This window comes from Idiomarina ramblicola (assembly GCF_003987255.1).
GTDB lineage: Bacteria > Pseudomonadota > Gammaproteobacteria > Enterobacterales > Alteromonadaceae > Idiomarina > Idiomarina ramblicola.
Window position 1 is genome coordinate 131,961 of the sequence record NZ_PIQC01000007.1, and the last position, 16,871, is coordinate 148,831.

Consider the following 16,871-nt stretch of genomic DNA (forward strand, 5'->3'; position numbering starts at 1 on the left):
TTACGCATCACTCAGTCAGGAAGTTCACACAACGATGAATCAAAGACGACTAAATGATCAAAATCGATATCGATACCAATTTGCTCACCGGTTTTCAGGGGTTGGTGAGACGGACCAACGGCTAACACATGGCTGGTATCCGTTAATTCCAGGGTATAAAGATAATGGGAGCCGCGGAAGCCGCAACCGACAACACTCGCTTTCATAGAGCTGTCATTATTAATCAGTATATCGTCGGGACGAACTAAAAAGTTAACGCTCATATCGGGTTTGCCGTGCAGTTGCTGATGTTCAATAATGCCAAATGCGCAATGCAATTTTTGGTCTTTTATTTCACCATTGAGCAAAATTCCGCGGCCAATGAAGTCGGCAACCAGTTGATGAGTCGGTTGATGGTAGAGCGCATAAGGGGTTTCCCATTGCAGTAACTGACCTGAGTACATGACCCCGGCTTTATCTGCCATAGCGAACGCTTCTTGCTGATCGTGGGTAACGAGTAAAGCCGTAATACCTTCCTCTTTAAGCAATCTTCTGACGTCGTGAGCTAAAACTTCTCGCAGTTCTGCATCAAGGCTGGAGAAAGGTTCATCCAGCAGCATCAGTTTGGGTTTAGGTGCCAGAGCTCTGGCTAGTGCCACGCGTTGTTGCTGTCCGCCTGATAACTCGTGAGGGTAACGATTTTGGTATCCATTAAGGCCGATACGAACCAGCAATTCACTGATGCGTTCTTCTTGCTGCTTTTTAGGCAACCGGTTAATACCAAAGCGGATATTGTCGCCAACGGTTAAGTGGGGAAATAGCGAGAAGTCTTGAAACATCATGCCGACTTGTCGTTGTTCGGTGGGCCATTGTGTTCTCTCGGAAGAAACGGTCTTGCCGTGTAACTGTATGTTGCCTTGTGAAACCGGTATGAAGCCTGCTATAGCGCGTAAGAGAGTTGTTTTACCGCAACCACTGGGGCCGAGTAGGCAGCCAATATCGCCAGGCTCTAATGATAAGCCCAGCCTATCGACAATGAGATCACCAGAAAGCTGGATGCTGACTGCGTCGATATTCAGTAGTGTGCTCATTTACTCTCCTGTTTTAAGCGAGTTACTGCGTAAAGCCCGGGATAACATAATGACCGGAATTAAGCCCACAACGACAATCATCAGTGCCGGGGGCCCGGCATCGGCGAGTCTCTCGTCAGAGGCCATTTCAAATGCGCGTACGGCCAGCGTATTGAAGTCGAACGGTCTTAAAACCAAAGTAGCAGGCAATTCTTTCATGACATCAACCAGGACTAAAATAAGTGCGGCCAGCAATGGACTGCGCAATAAAGGTAAATGTATCCGCCATAAAATACGCTTACCGCTGGCACCTAAAGTGCGTGCGCTGTCGTCCATTTGCGGCGTGATTTGTTCGAGCCCCGAGTTCACTGTTTGCAGTGAAACCGAGAGAAAGCGGACGCTGTAAGCAAATAAAAGTGCCATAACGGTACCGGAAAATAATAAGCCGGGATTAAAGTCAAACAACCATTCGCTGATAGTGATAAGTTGATTATCAATCCAGGCGAGCGGCGACAGTAATCCGACAGCAATAACAATACCCGGAATAGCATAACCCATACCTGCCAGACTGATAGCTGCACGTAAGGGCCGGGTAGGGTGGCGGCGTCGACCGTAGGCAAGCCATAATGCCAGAGCCACGGTGATTAACGCCGCTAACAGTCCTAGCCAGAGTGTGTTAAAGGTTAAGATCCAAAAAGCACTTTGTTGCCAGATGTCTGACTTTTGAATAGACCACCACAGCAACTGTGCTGCGGGTATGGCAAAACCAAGCACAACCGGCAACCAACAGATCAGTGACGCTACAGCAGCTCGCCATCCGCTAAGGGGGCGTCGCTGTGGTGGTCGGGTGGCAGAACGCTGTTGATAGAACCGAGCCCTGCGTCGGGAGTAACGTTCAACCATAATCAGTATGATGACAAACATCAATAACAGGGCGGACAGTTGTAAAGCGCCCTGAGCGTCACCAATACCATACCAGGTCCTGAATATTCCTGTGGTAAACACGGTAACGCCAAAATATTCCATGGTGCCGTAATCGGCCAGAGTTTCCATTAACGCGAGGGTGACTCCAGTCGCGATAGCTGGCCGTGCTAACGGTAAGGCGACTTTCCAGAAACTTCTTAGTGAGCCGGCTCCAAGGGTTTTTGCACTTTCAAAAGCGGTGGTTGATTGCTGCATGAAAGCGGCGCGGGTAATGAGGTAAACATAGGGGTAAAGAACAATGCAAAGAACAAAGATAGCGCCACTGAGGCTTCTAATCTGAGGAAACCAATACTCACCAATGTTTACAGAAAATATATCCCTGACGAGCCCTTGCACCGGTCCTGCGTAATCAAGCAGGCCAGTATAAGTATAAGCTGTGATATAGGCAGGCATTGCCAATGGAAGTAATAATGCCCAGCTTAGCCAGCGCCACCCTGGAAAGTCGTATTGGCTAATACACCAAGCTGTGCTGACCCCTAATAGAGTGACACCGAAACCGACAGCGAATAATAAGATCAACGAATGACCGATGTATTCGGGGATCACGGTTTGCCACAGATGGTACAGGATGTCCCACTGAGGATTCAATAACGATAAAGCTACCACAATAAGTGGTAGCCCAATCAACACCGCGACGGCAAACAGCAATAGCGTGCCACGGTTCATTTACGCATCTCCTGATACAAATTAACGCCAGCCGGCGCGGTTCATCAGACGAACGGCATCACCGTTATTTTCACCTAGAATATCCATGGCGATATCATCCTGCTTAAAGTCGCCCCATTGCTGTAGCGTTTCACTCCACTCAACACTTTCCCGAACTGGGTATTCATAATTGGCTTGAGCGTACCATTTCTGTGACTCTTCAGAGACCAGGAACTGAATGAGTTTTTTAGCTTCGTCGACGTTTTTGGCGTGTTTGGTAACACCGATACCAGAAACATTAACATGAGCGCCCTGTTTATCCTGAGCTGGCCAGAAAATCTTAACCTTTTCCGCCGCTGCACGCTCTTCTGCGTCTTCTGAGTTCAGCATGTGACCAAAGTAGTAGGTATTGGCAACAGCGATGTCGCAAACTCCGAAGGCTACGCCTTTAATTTGATCGCGGTCACCACCAACTGGTTTACGCGCAAAATTTTCAACAAAGTTTTCTGCCCATTTCTCTGTCTTATCTACACCGTGATGTTCAATCAGGGCGGCAACTAACGATTGGTTATAGAGGTTATTAGAAGAACGAATACAAATGCGGTCATTCCATTTTTCATCCGCCAGACTTAAGTAAGACTGCAATTCGTCTGGATTAACCCGTTCAGGCGAGTAGAAAATGGGACGGGCACGCAAACTGAGTCCGAACCAGAGATTATCCGCTGAGCGGAAATGAGCAGGAACGGCCGAATTAATCGTATCGGAAATGACGGGCTGGAAGGCGTTTGCTTCAACAGCACGGTGAAGAGCTCCTGCATCGACCGTTAAAAATAAATCGGCCGGTGTATTTTCGCCTTCTGAATTCAAACGAGCAAGCAAGGCATCGGCTTTACCTGTTAATAAATTAACTTCAATACCGGTTTGTTCGGTAAATTTTTCTAAAACCGGTTTAATCAGGGCTTCTTTTCGCGCTGAGTAAATATTAACTTCAGCGGCGGCGCTAGTGAAAGACACCAGTGTCGCAGAAGTCGCGGCAAGTATTGCGAGTAATGAATTAAACTTACGCATTTCAAATGACTCCTTAACGAACTCTACGTGGTCGAAACGCGATGATTATATCAAACAAAACAAATAATGATAGCCATTCTCATTTAAAAAATAGTCATCTAAATTCGTTATTTGAGGGTAGTCAAGGTATTAGCTTCTGCTATTCTACAAAGACTTACTTTCAGCGGAGAACTTATGTCTGAACTATCGTTGCTTGCCCTGATTGGTGTGCTGTCCATTTGTTGTCAGTGGTTAGCATGGCGCATTAAGCTGCCTGCAATATTGCCATTACTAATTTGCGGGTTATTACTGGGGCCTACTCTTGGCTTATTGAACCCCGATGCATTATTTGAGGACTTACTGTTTCCTTTCGTGTCCTTGGCGGTAGCCGTTATTTTGTTTGAAGGCAGCCTCACGCTGAAGTTTGAAGAAATTCGCGGACATGGCCGTATGGTAACCAACCTGGTCAGTATTGGAATGTTGGTTACCTTCATTGTCATCGCTATTTTGACGCACTTTATTATGGGCTATGGCTGGGAAATTTCTGCTTTGTTCGGTGCGTTAGTGGTGGTAACCGGGCCAACGGTAATTCAGCCGATGATACGCTCGGTTAGACCCATTAATAAGCTCGCTAATATTTTGCGCTGGGAAGGCATTATCATCGATCCGCTGGGGGCTTTACTGGCAGTACTGGTCTATGAATTTATTATCGCCAGTCAGGACGTTGCTTTCCTGCATGCCCTTCAGGCCTTTGCAACAACCGTCGCTCTTGGTTTTGCGTTAGGTTGGGGAGCTGCACGTTTATTAGGGCTCGCTTTGGGACGAGGTTGGTTTCCGCATTACTTGCAGAATGTCGCAACCTTAACCATCGTATTAGGTGTTTTTGCGCTATCGAACGCGATTCAGCATGAGTCCGGGTTATTGACCGTTACCGTTATGGGGATGGTCATGGCAAACACCCGCAACTTGAATATGGAAGAAATATTGGAGTTTAAGGAAACGCTGAGCGTTCTGCTTATCTCTGCTCTTTTCATTATTCTGGCCGCCCGACTTGATTTTGCTGAGTTTGATGCACTGGGAATGCCTGCGGTTGTTCTGCTCGCTATTATTTTGTTTGCGGTACGTCCTTTAGCTGTGTGGCTATCGGCAATCGGCACTGAACTCAGGTTTAAGGATAAAGTTTTATTATCCTGGATTGCGCCCAGAGGTATTGTGGCAGCAGCGGTTTCAGCATTGTTTGCGTTAAAAATGGAGGAATCAGGCTGGACGGAAGCGGCAGCTGTGGTGCCTTTAGTTTTCCTTGTGATCATGACAACAGTCGTGTTGCAAAGTTTGACTGCGAAACCGCTGGCAAGATTGCTGGGGCTATTGGAACCCTCTGCAAATGGCTTTTTAATTTTTGGTGCAAACCAGATGACCAGAGCTGTTGCTAAAAGCTTGCAGGAAAGAGGTATTCCGGTACGCCTGGCAGATACAAACTGGGAGAACATTAAGTTAGCGAGAATGGATAATTTACCGGTGTATTTTGGCAACCCGGCCTCGGAACATGCTGCTAACAACATCGATTTGACCGGTCTTGGAAGGTTGTTAGTGATGTCGCCTTATAAGCAGTTGAACCCTTTGGTATCAATGTATTATCAGGATTGGTTTGGCTCGAAAAAAGTTCATGGTTTGAATGGTGGCGAGCAAGACTATCGGGCCAGCCATCAATTGACAGAAAGTTATCGGAAAACGCTCAATCTGTTTGGCGAAAGTGTGACTTATTCAAAGCTTGCCAGTTTGCACTTTAAAGGCGCAAAAATTAAGTCGACACCGATTACCGACAGCTTTAGTTTTGCGGACTACCAGCAAAAATATGGCACTCGGGCACTACCGATGTTCGCATTGGATGATGCCGAAAAACTCCATATTTTTACAACTGAACGAGAACTCATACCGCAGTCCGGGTGGACGGTTATTGCTATGATTTCAGCGGAGTCTGAGGAAAATGACGACGAGCAGGGCAACGCCACACGAAAAGACTGAAGTGGTCGGCTGCCCTCAATGTGACTGGGTAAGCCGGCGCGTTCCGCTCCTGACAAATGAGCAGTCGGAGTGCCCGCGCTGTGGGTACATTCTGGAAGATGGGAATAACGCTGGGCAGTATACTCTTTTAGCTGTTGCCATCGCCGCGTTGGTGCTTTTGTTTGCAAGCTTGTCTGTCGATTTTATTCGATATTCGGCTGCTGGTGTCGAACAATCAATGACCTTAATGGATGCGGCTTGGCAACTTTCGTATTTTCACGAAAAGGTATTGGCGGTTCTGGTTCTGTTAACTGTCATCATTATTCCCTGTATCTACCTTTTATGTCTTATTTGGGTATACAGTCAGCTTGAAACGTCCGGTCCAAATCGATTGAACCTTTATTTGTTGCGGACAATGGAACATTTAAAGCCTTGGTTAATGACGGATATCTTCCTGCTCGGTACCCTGGTAGCGCTAGTGAAAATATCCAGTCTGGCAGAGGTTCGCTTGCTTGAAGGGTTCTGGGGATTCAGCGTTTTTGTGGTGTTGTTACTGTTTGTTTATGAGCGGGCTAAGCGAACACCTGTTTGGCAGTATTTTTCCGTAATGAATCGCCCCGACTTGTCTGCACAAGCCGGTCTTACCGCCGGTGAGCAAGGGTTGATGACTTGCACACTCTGTCATGCACTTAATTCGCGGGACAGCAGAAACTGTTATCAATGCACTGAGCCGCAAAAAACATCTTGGTGGCGCAAGCCGGGGGCAACGTTAGCATTAATTACGGCTGGCGCTATTATGTTAATTCCGGCGCATTGGTTACCGGTTATGGAAACCGTTCGGTTTGGAAACGATCAACCGGCTACCATTATTGGTGGGGTAACAGAATTATGGCAAAGTGGTGACAAGCCCATAGCTATTATCGTTTTTGTGGCCAGTCTGGTTATTCCTGTCGCAAAGGTTCTGGTGCTGGGAGTCTTGCTACTCTTAGCGCGTTGGCAGACTCCGGCAATGGTGCGGAATCGGTTATTATTGTTTAAAGTCACTGACTGGATTGGTCGTTGGTCAATGATAGATGTTTTTGTGGTGGCGATACTGGTTGCTCTGGTCCGCAGTGGCACTGTTATGTCGGTGTACCCGGGCAGTGCTGCGGTGTCGTTTGCAGCAGCTGTCGTTCTGACGATGTTGGCAGCGATGAGTTTTGATACACGCTTATTCTGGCGAGAGGCGGATAGATGACAGAAAATTCAACAAGCAAGGTTCGTCAAGCTAATGGTGTTTCCCCAGTCTGGATTGTACCGTTGCTCGCTTTTGCTGTCGCTTTGTGGATGGTTTGGCAAGACACGCGGGGTACCGGACCGACCATTACGGTGGCAGTAGAAGATGCTGAAGGTATTGAGGCTGGAAAAACTCAGGTAAAGGTTCGTAATGTAGATGTTGGTCAGGTGACAGAGGTCCGTTTATCTGACGATTTTTCGTCAGCCGTTGTGGAAGTTGCAATGAATGACGGCACAGAGCGAATGCTGAATGCAGAAACGCGGATATGGGTGGTTAAACCCAGGATAGGAAGACAAGGTGTCAGCGGACTCGGAACATTATTATCGGGTGCATATATTCGTCTGCAACCGGGAAACTCAGAAGAGCAGCAATCACATTTTGAAGCATTAGAACAGCCGCCAGTGACGTCTCAGGAAACGCCGGGCAAACGGTTAATATTGACGAGCGAAGGCCAAACGACAATTACGGTTGGTGACTCGGTACAATATCAGGGATTCACCGTTGGTCAGGTAGAGCAGGCCGAGTTCCTGGTAGAGGAGAGGGAAACGCGTTATCAGATTTTCGTAAAAGCCCCATACGACGAGTTGCTAACTGAAAATACTCGATTCTGGCTGCAGCGTGGTGTTTCAATTCAATGGAATTCGCAAGGCCTGGACTTAGCGTTGGGTTCACTGGAATCATTGCTGGGAGCGAGCGTCACGTTTGGTGTTCCGGAAGGTCAGCCCCGGGGTAAAAAGTTAACAGGCGACCAAAACTTTGCATTGTTTGAAAGTTTGGAAGATGCAAAGCAACAAGGCTATATCCATGGTATTGATTACGTGGTTTTATTGAATGAGTCAGTTTCCGGGCTTGAAAAGGGGGCTCCGGTTCAGTTCAAAGGAGTCAGAGTGGGTACGGTCCGGGAGGTGCCGCTACGCTGGTTCCCTGATGAAAGTGAAGAAGCCCCGTTGAAGCGTATTCCGATTCTTATCCGTTTTGAACCAGAACGCTTAAGAGGATTGGTTGCTAATACCGATATCAAAAACTGGGAAAAGCGGTTGCCTGAACTGTTTGAAGATGGACTCCGAGCCAATATTCGCGCCGCAAACTTATTGACTAACAGCCTTTTTGTTGATGTTCGGTTTTACCCGGGTGACGATAAATCTGACGTTGGTGAGAGATTTGCCGGCTATCCGGTGATGCCTGCTATGGCGAGTGACTTTACCCGGTTGGAAGAGAAATTGACGGAGTTAATGGATAAGTTTAATCAGTTACCGCTCGAGCAGGGACTAAATGACTTTTCAGAGGCAATGACCTCCGTTGATAACACAGCACAGAAGTTGGATAGCGTCTCACAAAGCCTTGCCGCAATTGTCGAGCAACCACAAATGCAGCAACTGCCGCAGTTATTACAACAAAACCTCATTCAATTAAAGGAATTGACCGGCAGCTTTAATGAAGGGTCGCCTACACGACAGCAGTTGAACCAAACACTAAGTGAAATTGAACAACTCTCTCGTGAGCTGAAACCCGTAATCGAGTTGTTACAGGAACAGCCGAACTCTCTTATTTTCAGTCCGTCTATCGAGCCCGATCCGGAGCCAAAAGCTTATGAACAATAAAGATGTCATTGCAAGAAGAATAAAACCGCTTGGTTTAGCTATGGTGGTAGCCCTAATGGCTGGGTGTTCTTCTAATACTTACGAAGTCACTCAATACCGATTGCCACATTTGAGCCAATCGGCTGAAGCTCTTTGTCAGGCGAATAGGCGGCCTGTGTTCGTTGGTGATTCTGCGGCCAAACCGGGATTGCAGCTGCAACAAGACGAAACCCGCTGGCATAGCGCACGACAGCACCGCTGGAGTACACCTTTGGCTCATCAATTACAGCGCAGTGCGCAACGTCTGCTCCTGGCTGACAATTGTGATGGAAAACTGACTATCTGGGTTGATGACTTTTACGGAAGTAATGACTCCCGGGCCGTTGTGGCAGGTCATTGGGAATACAAAAGTCACGAGAGTCAGATGTTATTAGAAGGGGCTTTTACAGAGAGAATGCCATTGAAAAGCGATGGCTACCCTGCATTGGTTAATGCATTTGATGAAGCCTGGCTGAATGTTATGAATACTATCAGTCTGGGAGTCAGTCAGAAACTGGCGCGTTAAAAGCGCCATTCTCCGCTTAACTGAATACCAACGTCACCGTCGTAATGACTGCCATCAAGGTATTGCAGAGAAAGTTTAATTAACCCGGAGAACGCCGGTTCTGTGCGCCTCAGCAGTGCCCTCGATAGGGTGTCATCATTTTTTTCTTTACTGTGACTAAGTAACGCTGTCCAGGCTGACCCATCTGCAGAAAAATTCCGATAACTGGCTGATAACGTTTGGCTTTCTCGCGGAAAAGGAGAGCCTGGATTACGTTGATGATTCAGGAAGTATTGTTGCTGGTTTTTATCAAGTGAATAGAAATCGTGCTCATCGCCGCCGTCTAGCTGGCTGTATTCAAGAGTAACGCTATGGCGGTGTTCTTCAGAACCTGTCATCCACTGTGCGCCCAACGTGTATACCGGCTTATCATCGGTCTCCAGTTTTCGGTCAATTCCCAGTTCGGCATAGGCTGAAAACTGATGTGAGCCCCAGTCAAAACCGGTACGCGCATCAGCGGTTAACATTCGGTTATCCGGGCGGTTGTCGGCGGTTTGCTCTATAGCACTGACACCAAACCATAAGTGCTGAAATAACTGACTGGAAAAACGAATGCCGCTAACGCGATTATAATGGCTGTAACCGTCGTCCTGATAAGCACTGAATAAGCTAATTTTAAAAGGATTCATACCGGCTGGCGGATAATCTGGAGCGTAATCAATGCGAATTTTTGGCATAGGACGAGCGTTGTTGGAAAAGAGCAAGCTGCTGTGTTCTGCTGGCCCCCAACGCAGAGGCAGTGAGTCCAGACTGAAGCTCCAGTCATTGAGGTTATAGGCTAAGTAACTACCATCCAGTGTTTTTTTATGATCCCCTTCGAAAGGGTCCTGACGATAATTTACCTGAATTCTTGCTGCCCAATTTGTGCCATGCATGCTTCGGCTTAAGCTGATTTTTCCTTCTTCATAGGTATCATCACCATAGTCCTGAACTGCCTGTTCACTATCCGTCGCTCCTATATACCAGCGTGTTTTTGGGCCGCTTTGAGCTTGCGACAACTGATGACGTACATGGCGCAGGGCCAGCTGTTGGGTAGCTGTTAACTTTTTCAGTTCAAGAGCGTCTAGTTCAGGTAGTAAACTTTTCCAGGTAATTGGAAACTGCTGAATGGGCGTTTTAATCAGTCCTGACTCAGCTAGAACAATCAGACTATTCCGTAATTCTACGTCATTTGCTTCAATCCATACGGAGCTAACCGCAGAAGGGGCCATCAGTAAGCTAAGACCGCTGACAATGATTGTGTTACGAAAAAAGGAAATGGGTGACATGAAACGTATTTGAATCCCTATGACAAATTGCACTCTATACTGCCAGAAATTTTAACACTAAGACAACGGTTTATCTGAGCTTTTCAGTTATAATATGAGGCTTCGGAGGTTTTACTTATGACTTTTAAACAATTTTTGTTAGCCGGAGTGTTTCTTGCGCTTCTTAACGGCTGCGGGCAGGAGCGCACAACGGATTTACGTAGTGCCGAAATTAAAGCTTTGGACGAACAACTGTTGCCCAACGCCGATTGGCAATTGAGTCAAGCGACAATTGAGTTGAGCTTTTGCCGTGATCGCATTAATGAGGCCTTGCTGGCTTCTAAATCAGAGCTCAGAGGGTGGCGGCTATCAGGAGAAAGTACTGCGTTTCCGCCATACAGGGAGGAAGGTTTAGATACATTGTCAAAGCTGTTTGAAAAAACAGACGTTCTGCTTTGGCAAGTCGAGGGCAATGTGAGCGCGCAACGTTATCATGTTGCTAAACCGGAGAACGTGTCAAAAGGGGAGGTTGCAGATGCGGTATTTCCTGCTGTTGTCGCTTTGTCTTCCATGCCACAGGTTTGTCATGCGGCAGTTGATGATTCCCAATATTAAGAAAACTTTATTTGTTGAAAATTCGTAGAGTTAAGTTGTTATTTGTAAAAATTTTCTGTGATTCGGTATAAGTAAACTAAACTTGTTATTGAGGCGAACGCAGAGGGAGTCAGTTATGTCTATTGGGTTGAATATCGAAAATAAATTGCGAGAAGCGTTTACGCCAGTTCACCTGGAAGTAGAAGATGAAAGCCATATGCACTCGGGTGGAGCGAACGCAGAATCTCACTTTAAAGTGGTATTAGTGACTCCAAAATTTAGTGGGGAAAGGTTAATTAACCGGCATCGTGCGGTTAATAAAATCTTGGCTGATGAATTAATGAATCATATTCATGCGTTGGCATTGCACACCTATACCCAAGGCGAATGGGAGCAACTGGGTGAATCCAGACGCTCGCCAAACTGTCTTGGCGGGTCAAAAATAGCGGCAAATTAAGAAAAATTACGCATGTCTGATGTGTTCCTGCGGTTGCATTGGTTACAATAGCTAAAATAATGCGAACAACAGGGATACATTAATATGATCATTAAGCCAAAAATTCGCGGTTTTATCTGTACTAATGCCCACCCAGTGGGCTGTGCCGAAAACGTAAAGCGTCAAATCGACTTTGTCCGTAGTAAGCCTGCTATTAGTGACGGGCCTAAGAATGTTCTGGTGATAGGCTGCTCAACAGGATATGGACTTGCTTCAAGAGTGACGGCTGCCTTTGGCAGCGAAGCTCACACTCTAGGCGTGTGTTTTGAGAAAGAACCTACAGAAAAGAAAACAGCAACAGCAGGCTGGTACAACACCGCCGCTTTTCATCAGCAAGCGGATAAAGCCGGTTTAGCTTTCCATTCAATTAATGGTGATGCATTTTCTGATGAAATTAAGCAGGAGAGCATCGACTACATTAAACAGAATATGGGCAAAATTGACCTCGTCGTTTACAGCCTGGCCTCGCCTAAGCGCAAAGATCCTGAAAGCGGTGAAGTCTATAGCTCTGTGTTAAAGCCTATCGGCAAACAATACACCACCAAAACTTACAACACGGATAAAGATCAAGTGCACGAAATAACGCTTGATCCGGCAACCGATGATGATATTGCCAATACGGTAAAAGTTATGGGCGGTGAAGACTGGGAGCGCTGGATTAAAGCATTGCACGAGGCCGGAGTATTGGCTAACAATTGCCAAACGACAGCTTATACCTATATTGGTAAAAAACTGACGCTTCCAATTTACGGACATGCAACTATCGGTCGGGCTAAAGAAGATCTTGATCGTGCCGCGTCCGGGTTAGTTTCAAGCCATGATGATCTTAACTTAAAAGCTTATGTTTCTTCGTTGAAAGCGCTAGTGACTCAGGCAAGTTCAGCCATTCCGGTTATGCCTCTGTATATTTCATTAATCTATAAGGTGATGAAAGAAGAAGGCACACACGAAGGTTGTATTGAACAAATCTACCGACTCTTCACTGAAGGACTGTATGCAAATAACCCAGAGTTAGATGAAGCGGGGCGCCTGCATATGGATGGTTATGAAACCAATGACAAAACGCAAGCTAAGGTGGAAGCGCTTTGGGAGCAGGTGAATCAGGATAACTTCCACCAACTCTCCGATTATGAAGGGTATCATCAGGACTTCTTGCAATTATTCGGTTTTGGCTTTGATAACGTTGATTATGACGCTGATATTGATCCAAAAGTAAACTGGTAAGCGTTGTGGGAAAAATGCTAAAATCCCACCGATAAGTGTGGAAAATGTTTCAGGTTGCCGATGACAAGCCCCTCTGAAGGCGGTTGCTTGTGTCGGTAACTATTTGATTATTCAGGTTTCCAGTCTTAGCGGCTGGTTGTGATGAATCTTCCCTTAACGAGTAGTGCAAACGCATATGATTACGATCAAGAAAGGGCTGGACATCCCTATTAAAGGGGCGCCCCAGCAAAAACTATCCGACGGTAAGGCTGTGACGACGGTCGCTACCCTAGGTGAAGAGTACGTGGGTATGCGCCCAACCATGCACGTGAAAGTCGATGATCAGGTTAAAAAAGGTCAATTGATTTTCGAGGATAAGAAAAACCCTGGTGTCAAATACACAGCCCCTGGTGCTGGTGTAGTTAAAGACATCCTGCGTGGTGAGCGTCGAGTGTTGCAGGCGGTTGTTATTGAGTTGAAAGGTGATGAGCAAGTTACTTTCGACAAATTTGATAGCGACAAACTTAATTCATTAGGTCGTGAGAAAGTTCAGGACATTTTGGTTGAGTCAGGTCAATGGACTGCGCTTCGCACCCGTCCTTACAGTAAAGCTCCGGCATTAGATGCAGAAGCGAGCGCAATCTTTGTCAATGCAATGGATACAAATCCATTAGCTGGTGACCCAACTTTATTTATCAATGAACAGAAACAAGCTTTTATTGATGGTTTGAAGGTGTTGTCGAACCTAACCGAAGGCAAAGTGTTTGTTAGTAAAGCCGGTGATGCAGAAGTTGATACCGGCGATGCCGATGTCACACTGGAATCTTTTTCCGGTCCTCACCCTGCTGGATTGGTTGGTACTCACATGCACTTTTTGCAGCCAGCGAGCATTAAACGCCCGGTATGGCACATTGGTTACCAAGACGTTATTGCCTACGGTAAATTATTCACAACGGGTGAAATCTTTACTGACCGAGTAGTAGCTGTTGCTGGTGAAGGGGTTAAAGAGCCTCGCCTACTGCGTACACGCCTGGGTGCTAACCTCCATGAATTAACGGACGGCGAGCTAAACGGTGATAATCTGCGAATCATCTCAGGTTCTGTTTTGCACGGTCATACTGCAGATGACGAACACGCCTGGTTAGGCCGCTTCCATAATCAAGTGAGTGTTATCCCTGAGGGTAATTACAAAGAGTTTCTGGGTTGGATTCGTCCAGGCTCTGATTTGCATTCAGTAACGCGAGCTTATGCGGGGCACTTTAATCCGAAGAGATTATTCAGCTTGACCACGTCACTGAATGGCTCTTCGCGTTCAATGGTTCCAATTGGTAATTACGAGCGTGTTATGCCTTTGGACATTCTGCCTACCTTATTGTTGAGAGACTTACTGTCAGGCGATACTGATGAAGGCCAGCAATTAGGTTGCTTGGAATTGGACGAAGAAGATCTCGCATTGTGCACTTATGTTTGCCCTGGGAAATATGAATATGGCCCGGTGCTGCGTGACTGTCTCACTAAGATTGAGAAAGAAGGCTAACCCATGAGCTTGAAAGACACACTCGAGCGTATTGAACCGCAGTTCGAAGAAGGCGGTAAATACGAGAAGTGGTACGCGCTTTACGAAGCCGTAGCCACTATTTTATACACACCAGGCACTGTGACTAAGTCGGCTACGCACGTTCGTGATCGTATCGATCTTAAGCGCATCATGATTCTGGTGTGGATGATGACGTTCCCTGCAATGTTCTGGGGCATGTACAACGTTGGTAACCAAGCTGCGCTTGCATTAGTAGACGGTTACCAATTATCAGACGTTTGGCAGGTTGGATTATTTCAACTGCTGGGCGGTGAATTAGGAGCCGATGCCGGTTGGGGCGCAAAAATGTGGTACGGGGCATGTTTCTACCTGCCTATTTATGCGGTTACCTTCTTTGTCGGTGGTTTCTGGGAAGTACTTTTTGCGTCGATTCGCAAACACGAAGTTAACGAAGGCTTCTTTGTTACCTCGGTTTTATTCTCCCTGATTTTGCCGGCAACAACGCCATTATGGCAGGTTGCTTTAGGTATCACCTTCGGTGTCGTTATTGGTAAGGAAATATTCGGTGGTACTGGCCGTAACTTCCTGAACCCAGCGTTAACCGGGCGTGCGTTCCTTTATTTCGCTTACCCGGCAAGTATGTCCGGAGACTCCATCTGGACGGCTGTAGATGGCTTTTCTGGTGCGACTAATCTGGGTAAAGCGGCTCTGGGTGAAATGGATTACGGTAACACCCAGCTTTGGTGGGACGCTTTCCTTGGTAACATCCAGGGGTCAGTAGGTGAAGTTTCAACCTTACTTATTCTGATTGGCGGTTTAGCGTTAATTTATTTCCGTATTGCCTCCTGGCGTATTGTTCTGGGTGTCTTTGTCGGTATGGTTCTGTTCTCCGGTTTACTGAACCTCGTTGGCAGTGAGACAAACCCAATGTTCGCAATGCCTTGGTACTGGCACTTAGTATTAGGTGGTTTTGCCTTTGCAATGATGTTCATGGCAACCGACCCGGTATCTGCGTCCTTTACCAACAAAGGGAAGTTTGCGTACGGCTTGTTAATTGGTTTTATGACGGTCATGATTCGTGTCATTAACCCGGCATTCCCGGAAGGCATCATGTTGGCCATCTTATTTGCTAACGTATTTGCACCGTTATTTGACCATTTTGTAGCACAGGCAAATATCAAACGGAGGTTAGCGCGCAATGGCTAAGAAAAATGAAAGTTTAGGCAAGACCGTTGGTGTCGTGCTAGCGCTTTGCCTGGTTTGCTCAATTGTAGTTTCTGGGGCCGCTATTGGTCTTAAACCAATGCAGGAAAAGAATGCTGCACTTGATATGCAGAAAAACGTTCTGGACGCTGCTGGCATTCTGAAAGCCGATACCGACGTTGTCGAAACTTACCAGCAACGCATCGATACCATGGTTGTCAGCCTTGAAGATCTAACCGTTCAGGATGACATTGATCCGACATCTTTCAGCAACCGCAAAGCAGCGGGTGACTCTGAAAGAAGTAAAAAACTTGAGAAAAAGAACGATCCTGCTGGTTTAGGTACCCGCGAAAATTTAACACAGATTTATCTTGTTAAAGATGACAGCGGCGAAACAACAGGGCTTGTTCTTCATATTCGTGGCCAGGGTCTATGGGGAACCATGTACGGCTTGCTGGCGTTAGAAGGCGACTTTGACACGGTTAAAGGCGTTAATTTCTACGAGCACTCTGAAACGCCGGGGCTGGGTGGTGAAATCACTAATCCGGCCTGGGTAAAAACTTGGCAAGGTAAAGAAGTTTACGGCGAGGACGGTAACGTCCAGTTTGAAGTGGTAAAAGGCGGTGCCAAAGGCGAGCACGAAGTTGATGCGCTTTCTGGTGCAACGTTGACCAGTAATGGTGTTGAATACCTAGTTCAATTCTGGATGGGCGAAAATGGTTACGGTCCATTACTCAAGAAACTTCGTGAGGGAGAGTTGAACAATGGCTAATGTAAAAGAAATGAAGTCCGTATTATTCGGACCGATATTTGCCAACAACCCCATCGCACTGCAGATTCTTGGTATCTGTTCTGCATTGGCTGTAACGTCGAAAATGAGCAACACACTGGTTATGTGCATTGCACTAACCGCAGTTGTCGCCTGCTCTAACTTGTTTATTTCGATTATCCGGAATCATATTCCGTCAAGCGTACGTATTATTGTCCAAATGACAATTATTGCGAGCTTGGTTATTGTCGTTGACCAGATACTTAAAGCTTACGCTTACTCAATTTCTAAAGAGTTGTCAGTATTCGTCGGCTTAATCATTACTAACTGTATCGTCATGGGGCGTGCCGAAGCTTACGCTATGAAGAGTACACCTTTTATGTCGTTACTGGATGGTCTCGGTAATGGTTTAGGTTACTCTATTGTGCTGCTTGTGGTTGGCTTTGTGCGTGAACTCTTCGGTTCAGGTAGCTTGTTTGATGTGCAGATTTTGCCTCTGGCATCACAAGGTGGTTGGTACGAGCCTGTTGGCCTGTTACTGATGCCACCAAGCGCCTTCTTCATCATTGGCGGGTTTATTTGGGTACTGCGTACCTTCCGCACTGAACAAGTTGAACCTAAGGAGTAATGGTC

General features: G+C 46.6%; 15 protein-coding genes. 11 read left to right on the plus strand and 4 right to left on the minus strand.

Translation table 11 applies throughout. The annotated features are described in order from the left end of the window. Positions 1 to 11: 11 nt before the first annotated feature. From CWI78_RS10320 to CWI78_RS10330, 3 genes are read right to left on the minus strand one after another with little or no spacing between them, the layout of a single operon-like run. Positions 12 to 1,070 (minus strand): ABC transporter ATP-binding protein, encoded by a 1,059-nt coding sequence (locus CWI78_RS10320; protein WP_126782720.1) that lies wholly within the window; start codon positions 1,068 to 1,070, stop codon positions 12 to 14. Further along, entirely contained in the window at positions 1,071 to 2,699 is a 1,629-nt protein-coding gene (locus CWI78_RS10325; RefSeq protein ID WP_126782721.1) for an ABC transporter permease, read from the minus strand. Positions 2,700 to 2,720: 21 nt separating this feature from the next. Next, positions 2,721 to 3,746 (minus strand): Fe(3+) ABC transporter substrate-binding protein, encoded by a 1,026-nt coding sequence (locus tag CWI78_RS10330; protein WP_126782722.1) that lies wholly within the window; start codon positions 3,744 to 3,746, stop codon positions 2,721 to 2,723. Positions 3,747 to 3,920: 174 nt separating this feature from the next. On the opposite strand from CWI78_RS10330, the gene CWI78_RS10335 reads away from it, so the two are divergent. From CWI78_RS10335 to CWI78_RS10350, 4 genes are read left to right on the plus strand one after another with little or no spacing between them, the layout of a single operon-like run. Continuing rightward, complete coding sequence (locus tag CWI78_RS10335) at positions 3,921 to 5,750, plus strand: cation:proton antiporter (protein ID WP_126782723.1); 1,830 nt, start codon at positions 3,921 to 3,923, stop codon at positions 5,748 to 5,750. Continuing rightward, positions 5,713 to 6,966, plus strand: a complete 1,254-nt coding sequence (locus CWI78_RS10340; protein WP_126782724.1) for a PqiA/YebS family transporter subunit — start codon at positions 5,713 to 5,715, stop codon at positions 6,964 to 6,966. Before CWI78_RS10335 ends, CWI78_RS10340 begins: the two co-directional genes overlap by 38 nt. After that, on the plus strand, positions 6,963 to 8,606 hold the full coding sequence (gene pqiB, locus CWI78_RS10345) for an intermembrane transport protein PqiB (protein ID WP_126782725.1): 1,644 nt from the start codon (positions 6,963 to 6,965) through the stop codon (positions 8,604 to 8,606). Before CWI78_RS10340 ends, pqiB begins: the two co-directional genes overlap by 4 nt. Continuing rightward, entirely contained in the window at positions 8,596 to 9,150 is a 555-nt protein-coding gene (locus CWI78_RS10350; protein WP_126782726.1) for a PqiC family protein, read from the plus strand. The genes pqiB and CWI78_RS10350 overlap by 11 nt, the downstream gene beginning before the upstream one ends. Here the strand turns inward: CWI78_RS10350 and CWI78_RS10355 are convergent. Then, a complete protein-coding gene (locus CWI78_RS10355) occupies positions 9,147 to 10,457 on the minus strand; it encodes a capsule assembly Wzi family protein (RefSeq protein WP_126782727.1) in 1,311 nt (436 codons plus the stop codon). The genes CWI78_RS10350 and CWI78_RS10355 overlap by 4 nt on opposite strands. Positions 10,458 to 10,574: 117 nt before the next feature. On the opposite strand from CWI78_RS10355, the gene CWI78_RS10360 reads away from it, so the two are divergent. From CWI78_RS10360 to CWI78_RS10390, 7 genes are all read left to right on the plus strand, one after another. Next, positions 10,575 to 11,051: a hypothetical protein gene (locus CWI78_RS10360; RefSeq protein ID WP_126782728.1), complete on the plus strand. Its 477-nt coding sequence runs from the start codon at positions 10,575 to 10,577 to the stop codon at positions 11,049 to 11,051. 115 nt (positions 11,052 to 11,166) lie between these two features. Continuing rightward, the gene (locus CWI78_RS10365) at positions 11,167 to 11,487 is read left to right on the plus strand and encodes a BolA family protein (RefSeq protein WP_126782729.1); all 321 of its coding nucleotides are present in this window, start codon (positions 11,167 to 11,169) and stop codon (positions 11,485 to 11,487) included. 84 nt (positions 11,488 to 11,571) lie between these two features. Then, positions 11,572 to 12,750 carry an enoyl-ACP reductase FabV gene (gene fabV / locus CWI78_RS10370; RefSeq protein WP_126782730.1) on the plus strand — a complete coding sequence of 393 codons (1,179 nt, stop codon included), beginning with the start codon at positions 11,572 to 11,574 and terminating at the stop codon, positions 12,748 to 12,750. 175 nt (positions 12,751 to 12,925) lie between these two features. Continuing rightward, positions 12,926 to 14,266 carry a Na(+)-translocating NADH-quinone reductase subunit A gene (locus tag CWI78_RS10375; RefSeq protein WP_126782731.1) on the plus strand — a complete coding sequence of 447 codons (1,341 nt, stop codon included), beginning with the start codon at positions 12,926 to 12,928 and terminating at the stop codon, positions 14,264 to 14,266. A 3-nt stretch (positions 14,267 to 14,269) separates the two neighbouring features. After that, a complete protein-coding gene (locus CWI78_RS10380) occupies positions 14,270 to 15,472 on the plus strand; it encodes an NADH:ubiquinone reductase (Na(+)-transporting) subunit B (protein WP_126782732.1) in 1,203 nt (400 codons plus the stop codon). Next, positions 15,465 to 16,241 carry a Na(+)-translocating NADH-quinone reductase subunit C gene (locus tag CWI78_RS10385; RefSeq protein ID WP_126782733.1) on the plus strand — a complete coding sequence of 259 codons (777 nt, stop codon included), beginning with the start codon at positions 15,465 to 15,467 and terminating at the stop codon, positions 16,239 to 16,241. The genes CWI78_RS10380 and CWI78_RS10385 overlap by 8 nt, the downstream gene beginning before the upstream one ends. Further along, on the plus strand, positions 16,234 to 16,866 hold the full coding sequence (locus CWI78_RS10390; protein ID WP_126782734.1) for an NADH:ubiquinone reductase (Na(+)-transporting) subunit D: 633 nt from the start codon (positions 16,234 to 16,236) through the stop codon (positions 16,864 to 16,866). Before CWI78_RS10385 ends, CWI78_RS10390 begins: the two co-directional genes overlap by 8 nt. Positions 16,867 to 16,871 lie beyond the last annotated feature (5 nt).

Excerpts from the sequence above, each read along its gene's own strand:
- CWI78_RS10320 (WP_126782720.1), bottom strand. The coding sequence starts at position 1,070 with ATGAGCACACTACTGAATATCGACGCAGTCAGCATCCAGCTTTCTGGT.
- CWI78_RS10325 (WP_126782721.1), bottom strand. The coding sequence starts at position 2,699 with ATGAACCGTGGCACGCTATTGCTGTTTGCCGTCGCGGTGTTGATTGGG.
- CWI78_RS10330 (WP_126782722.1), bottom strand. The coding sequence starts at position 3,746 with ATGCGTAAGTTTAATTCATTACTCGCAATACTTGCCGCGACTTCTGCG.
- CWI78_RS10335 (WP_126782723.1), top strand. The coding sequence starts at position 3,921 with ATGTCTGAACTATCGTTGCTTGCCCTGATTGGTGTGCTGTCCATTTGT.
- CWI78_RS10340 (WP_126782724.1), top strand. The coding sequence starts at position 5,713 with ATGACGACGAGCAGGGCAACGCCACACGAAAAGACTGAAGTGGTCGGC.
- pqiB (WP_126782725.1), top strand. The coding sequence starts at position 6,963 with ATGACAGAAAATTCAACAAGCAAGGTTCGTCAAGCTAATGGTGTTTCC.
- CWI78_RS10350 (WP_126782726.1), top strand. The coding sequence starts at position 8,596 with ATGAACAATAAAGATGTCATTGCAAGAAGAATAAAACCGCTTGGTTTA.
- CWI78_RS10355 (WP_126782727.1), bottom strand. The coding sequence starts at position 10,457 with ATGTCACCCATTTCCTTTTTTCGTAACACAATCATTGTCAGCGGTCTT.
- CWI78_RS10360 (WP_126782728.1), top strand. The coding sequence starts at position 10,575 with ATGACTTTTAAACAATTTTTGTTAGCCGGAGTGTTTCTTGCGCTTCTT.
- CWI78_RS10365 (WP_126782729.1), top strand. The coding sequence starts at position 11,167 with ATGTCTATTGGGTTGAATATCGAAAATAAATTGCGAGAAGCGTTTACG.
- fabV (WP_126782730.1), top strand. The coding sequence starts at position 11,572 with ATGATCATTAAGCCAAAAATTCGCGGTTTTATCTGTACTAATGCCCAC.
- CWI78_RS10375 (WP_126782731.1), top strand. The coding sequence starts at position 12,926 with ATGATTACGATCAAGAAAGGGCTGGACATCCCTATTAAAGGGGCGCCC.
- CWI78_RS10380 (WP_126782732.1), top strand. The coding sequence starts at position 14,270 with ATGAGCTTGAAAGACACACTCGAGCGTATTGAACCGCAGTTCGAAGAA.
- CWI78_RS10385 (WP_126782733.1), top strand. The coding sequence starts at position 15,465 with ATGGCTAAGAAAAATGAAAGTTTAGGCAAGACCGTTGGTGTCGTGCTA.
- CWI78_RS10390 (WP_126782734.1), top strand. The coding sequence starts at position 16,234 with ATGGCTAATGTAAAAGAAATGAAGTCCGTATTATTCGGACCGATATTT.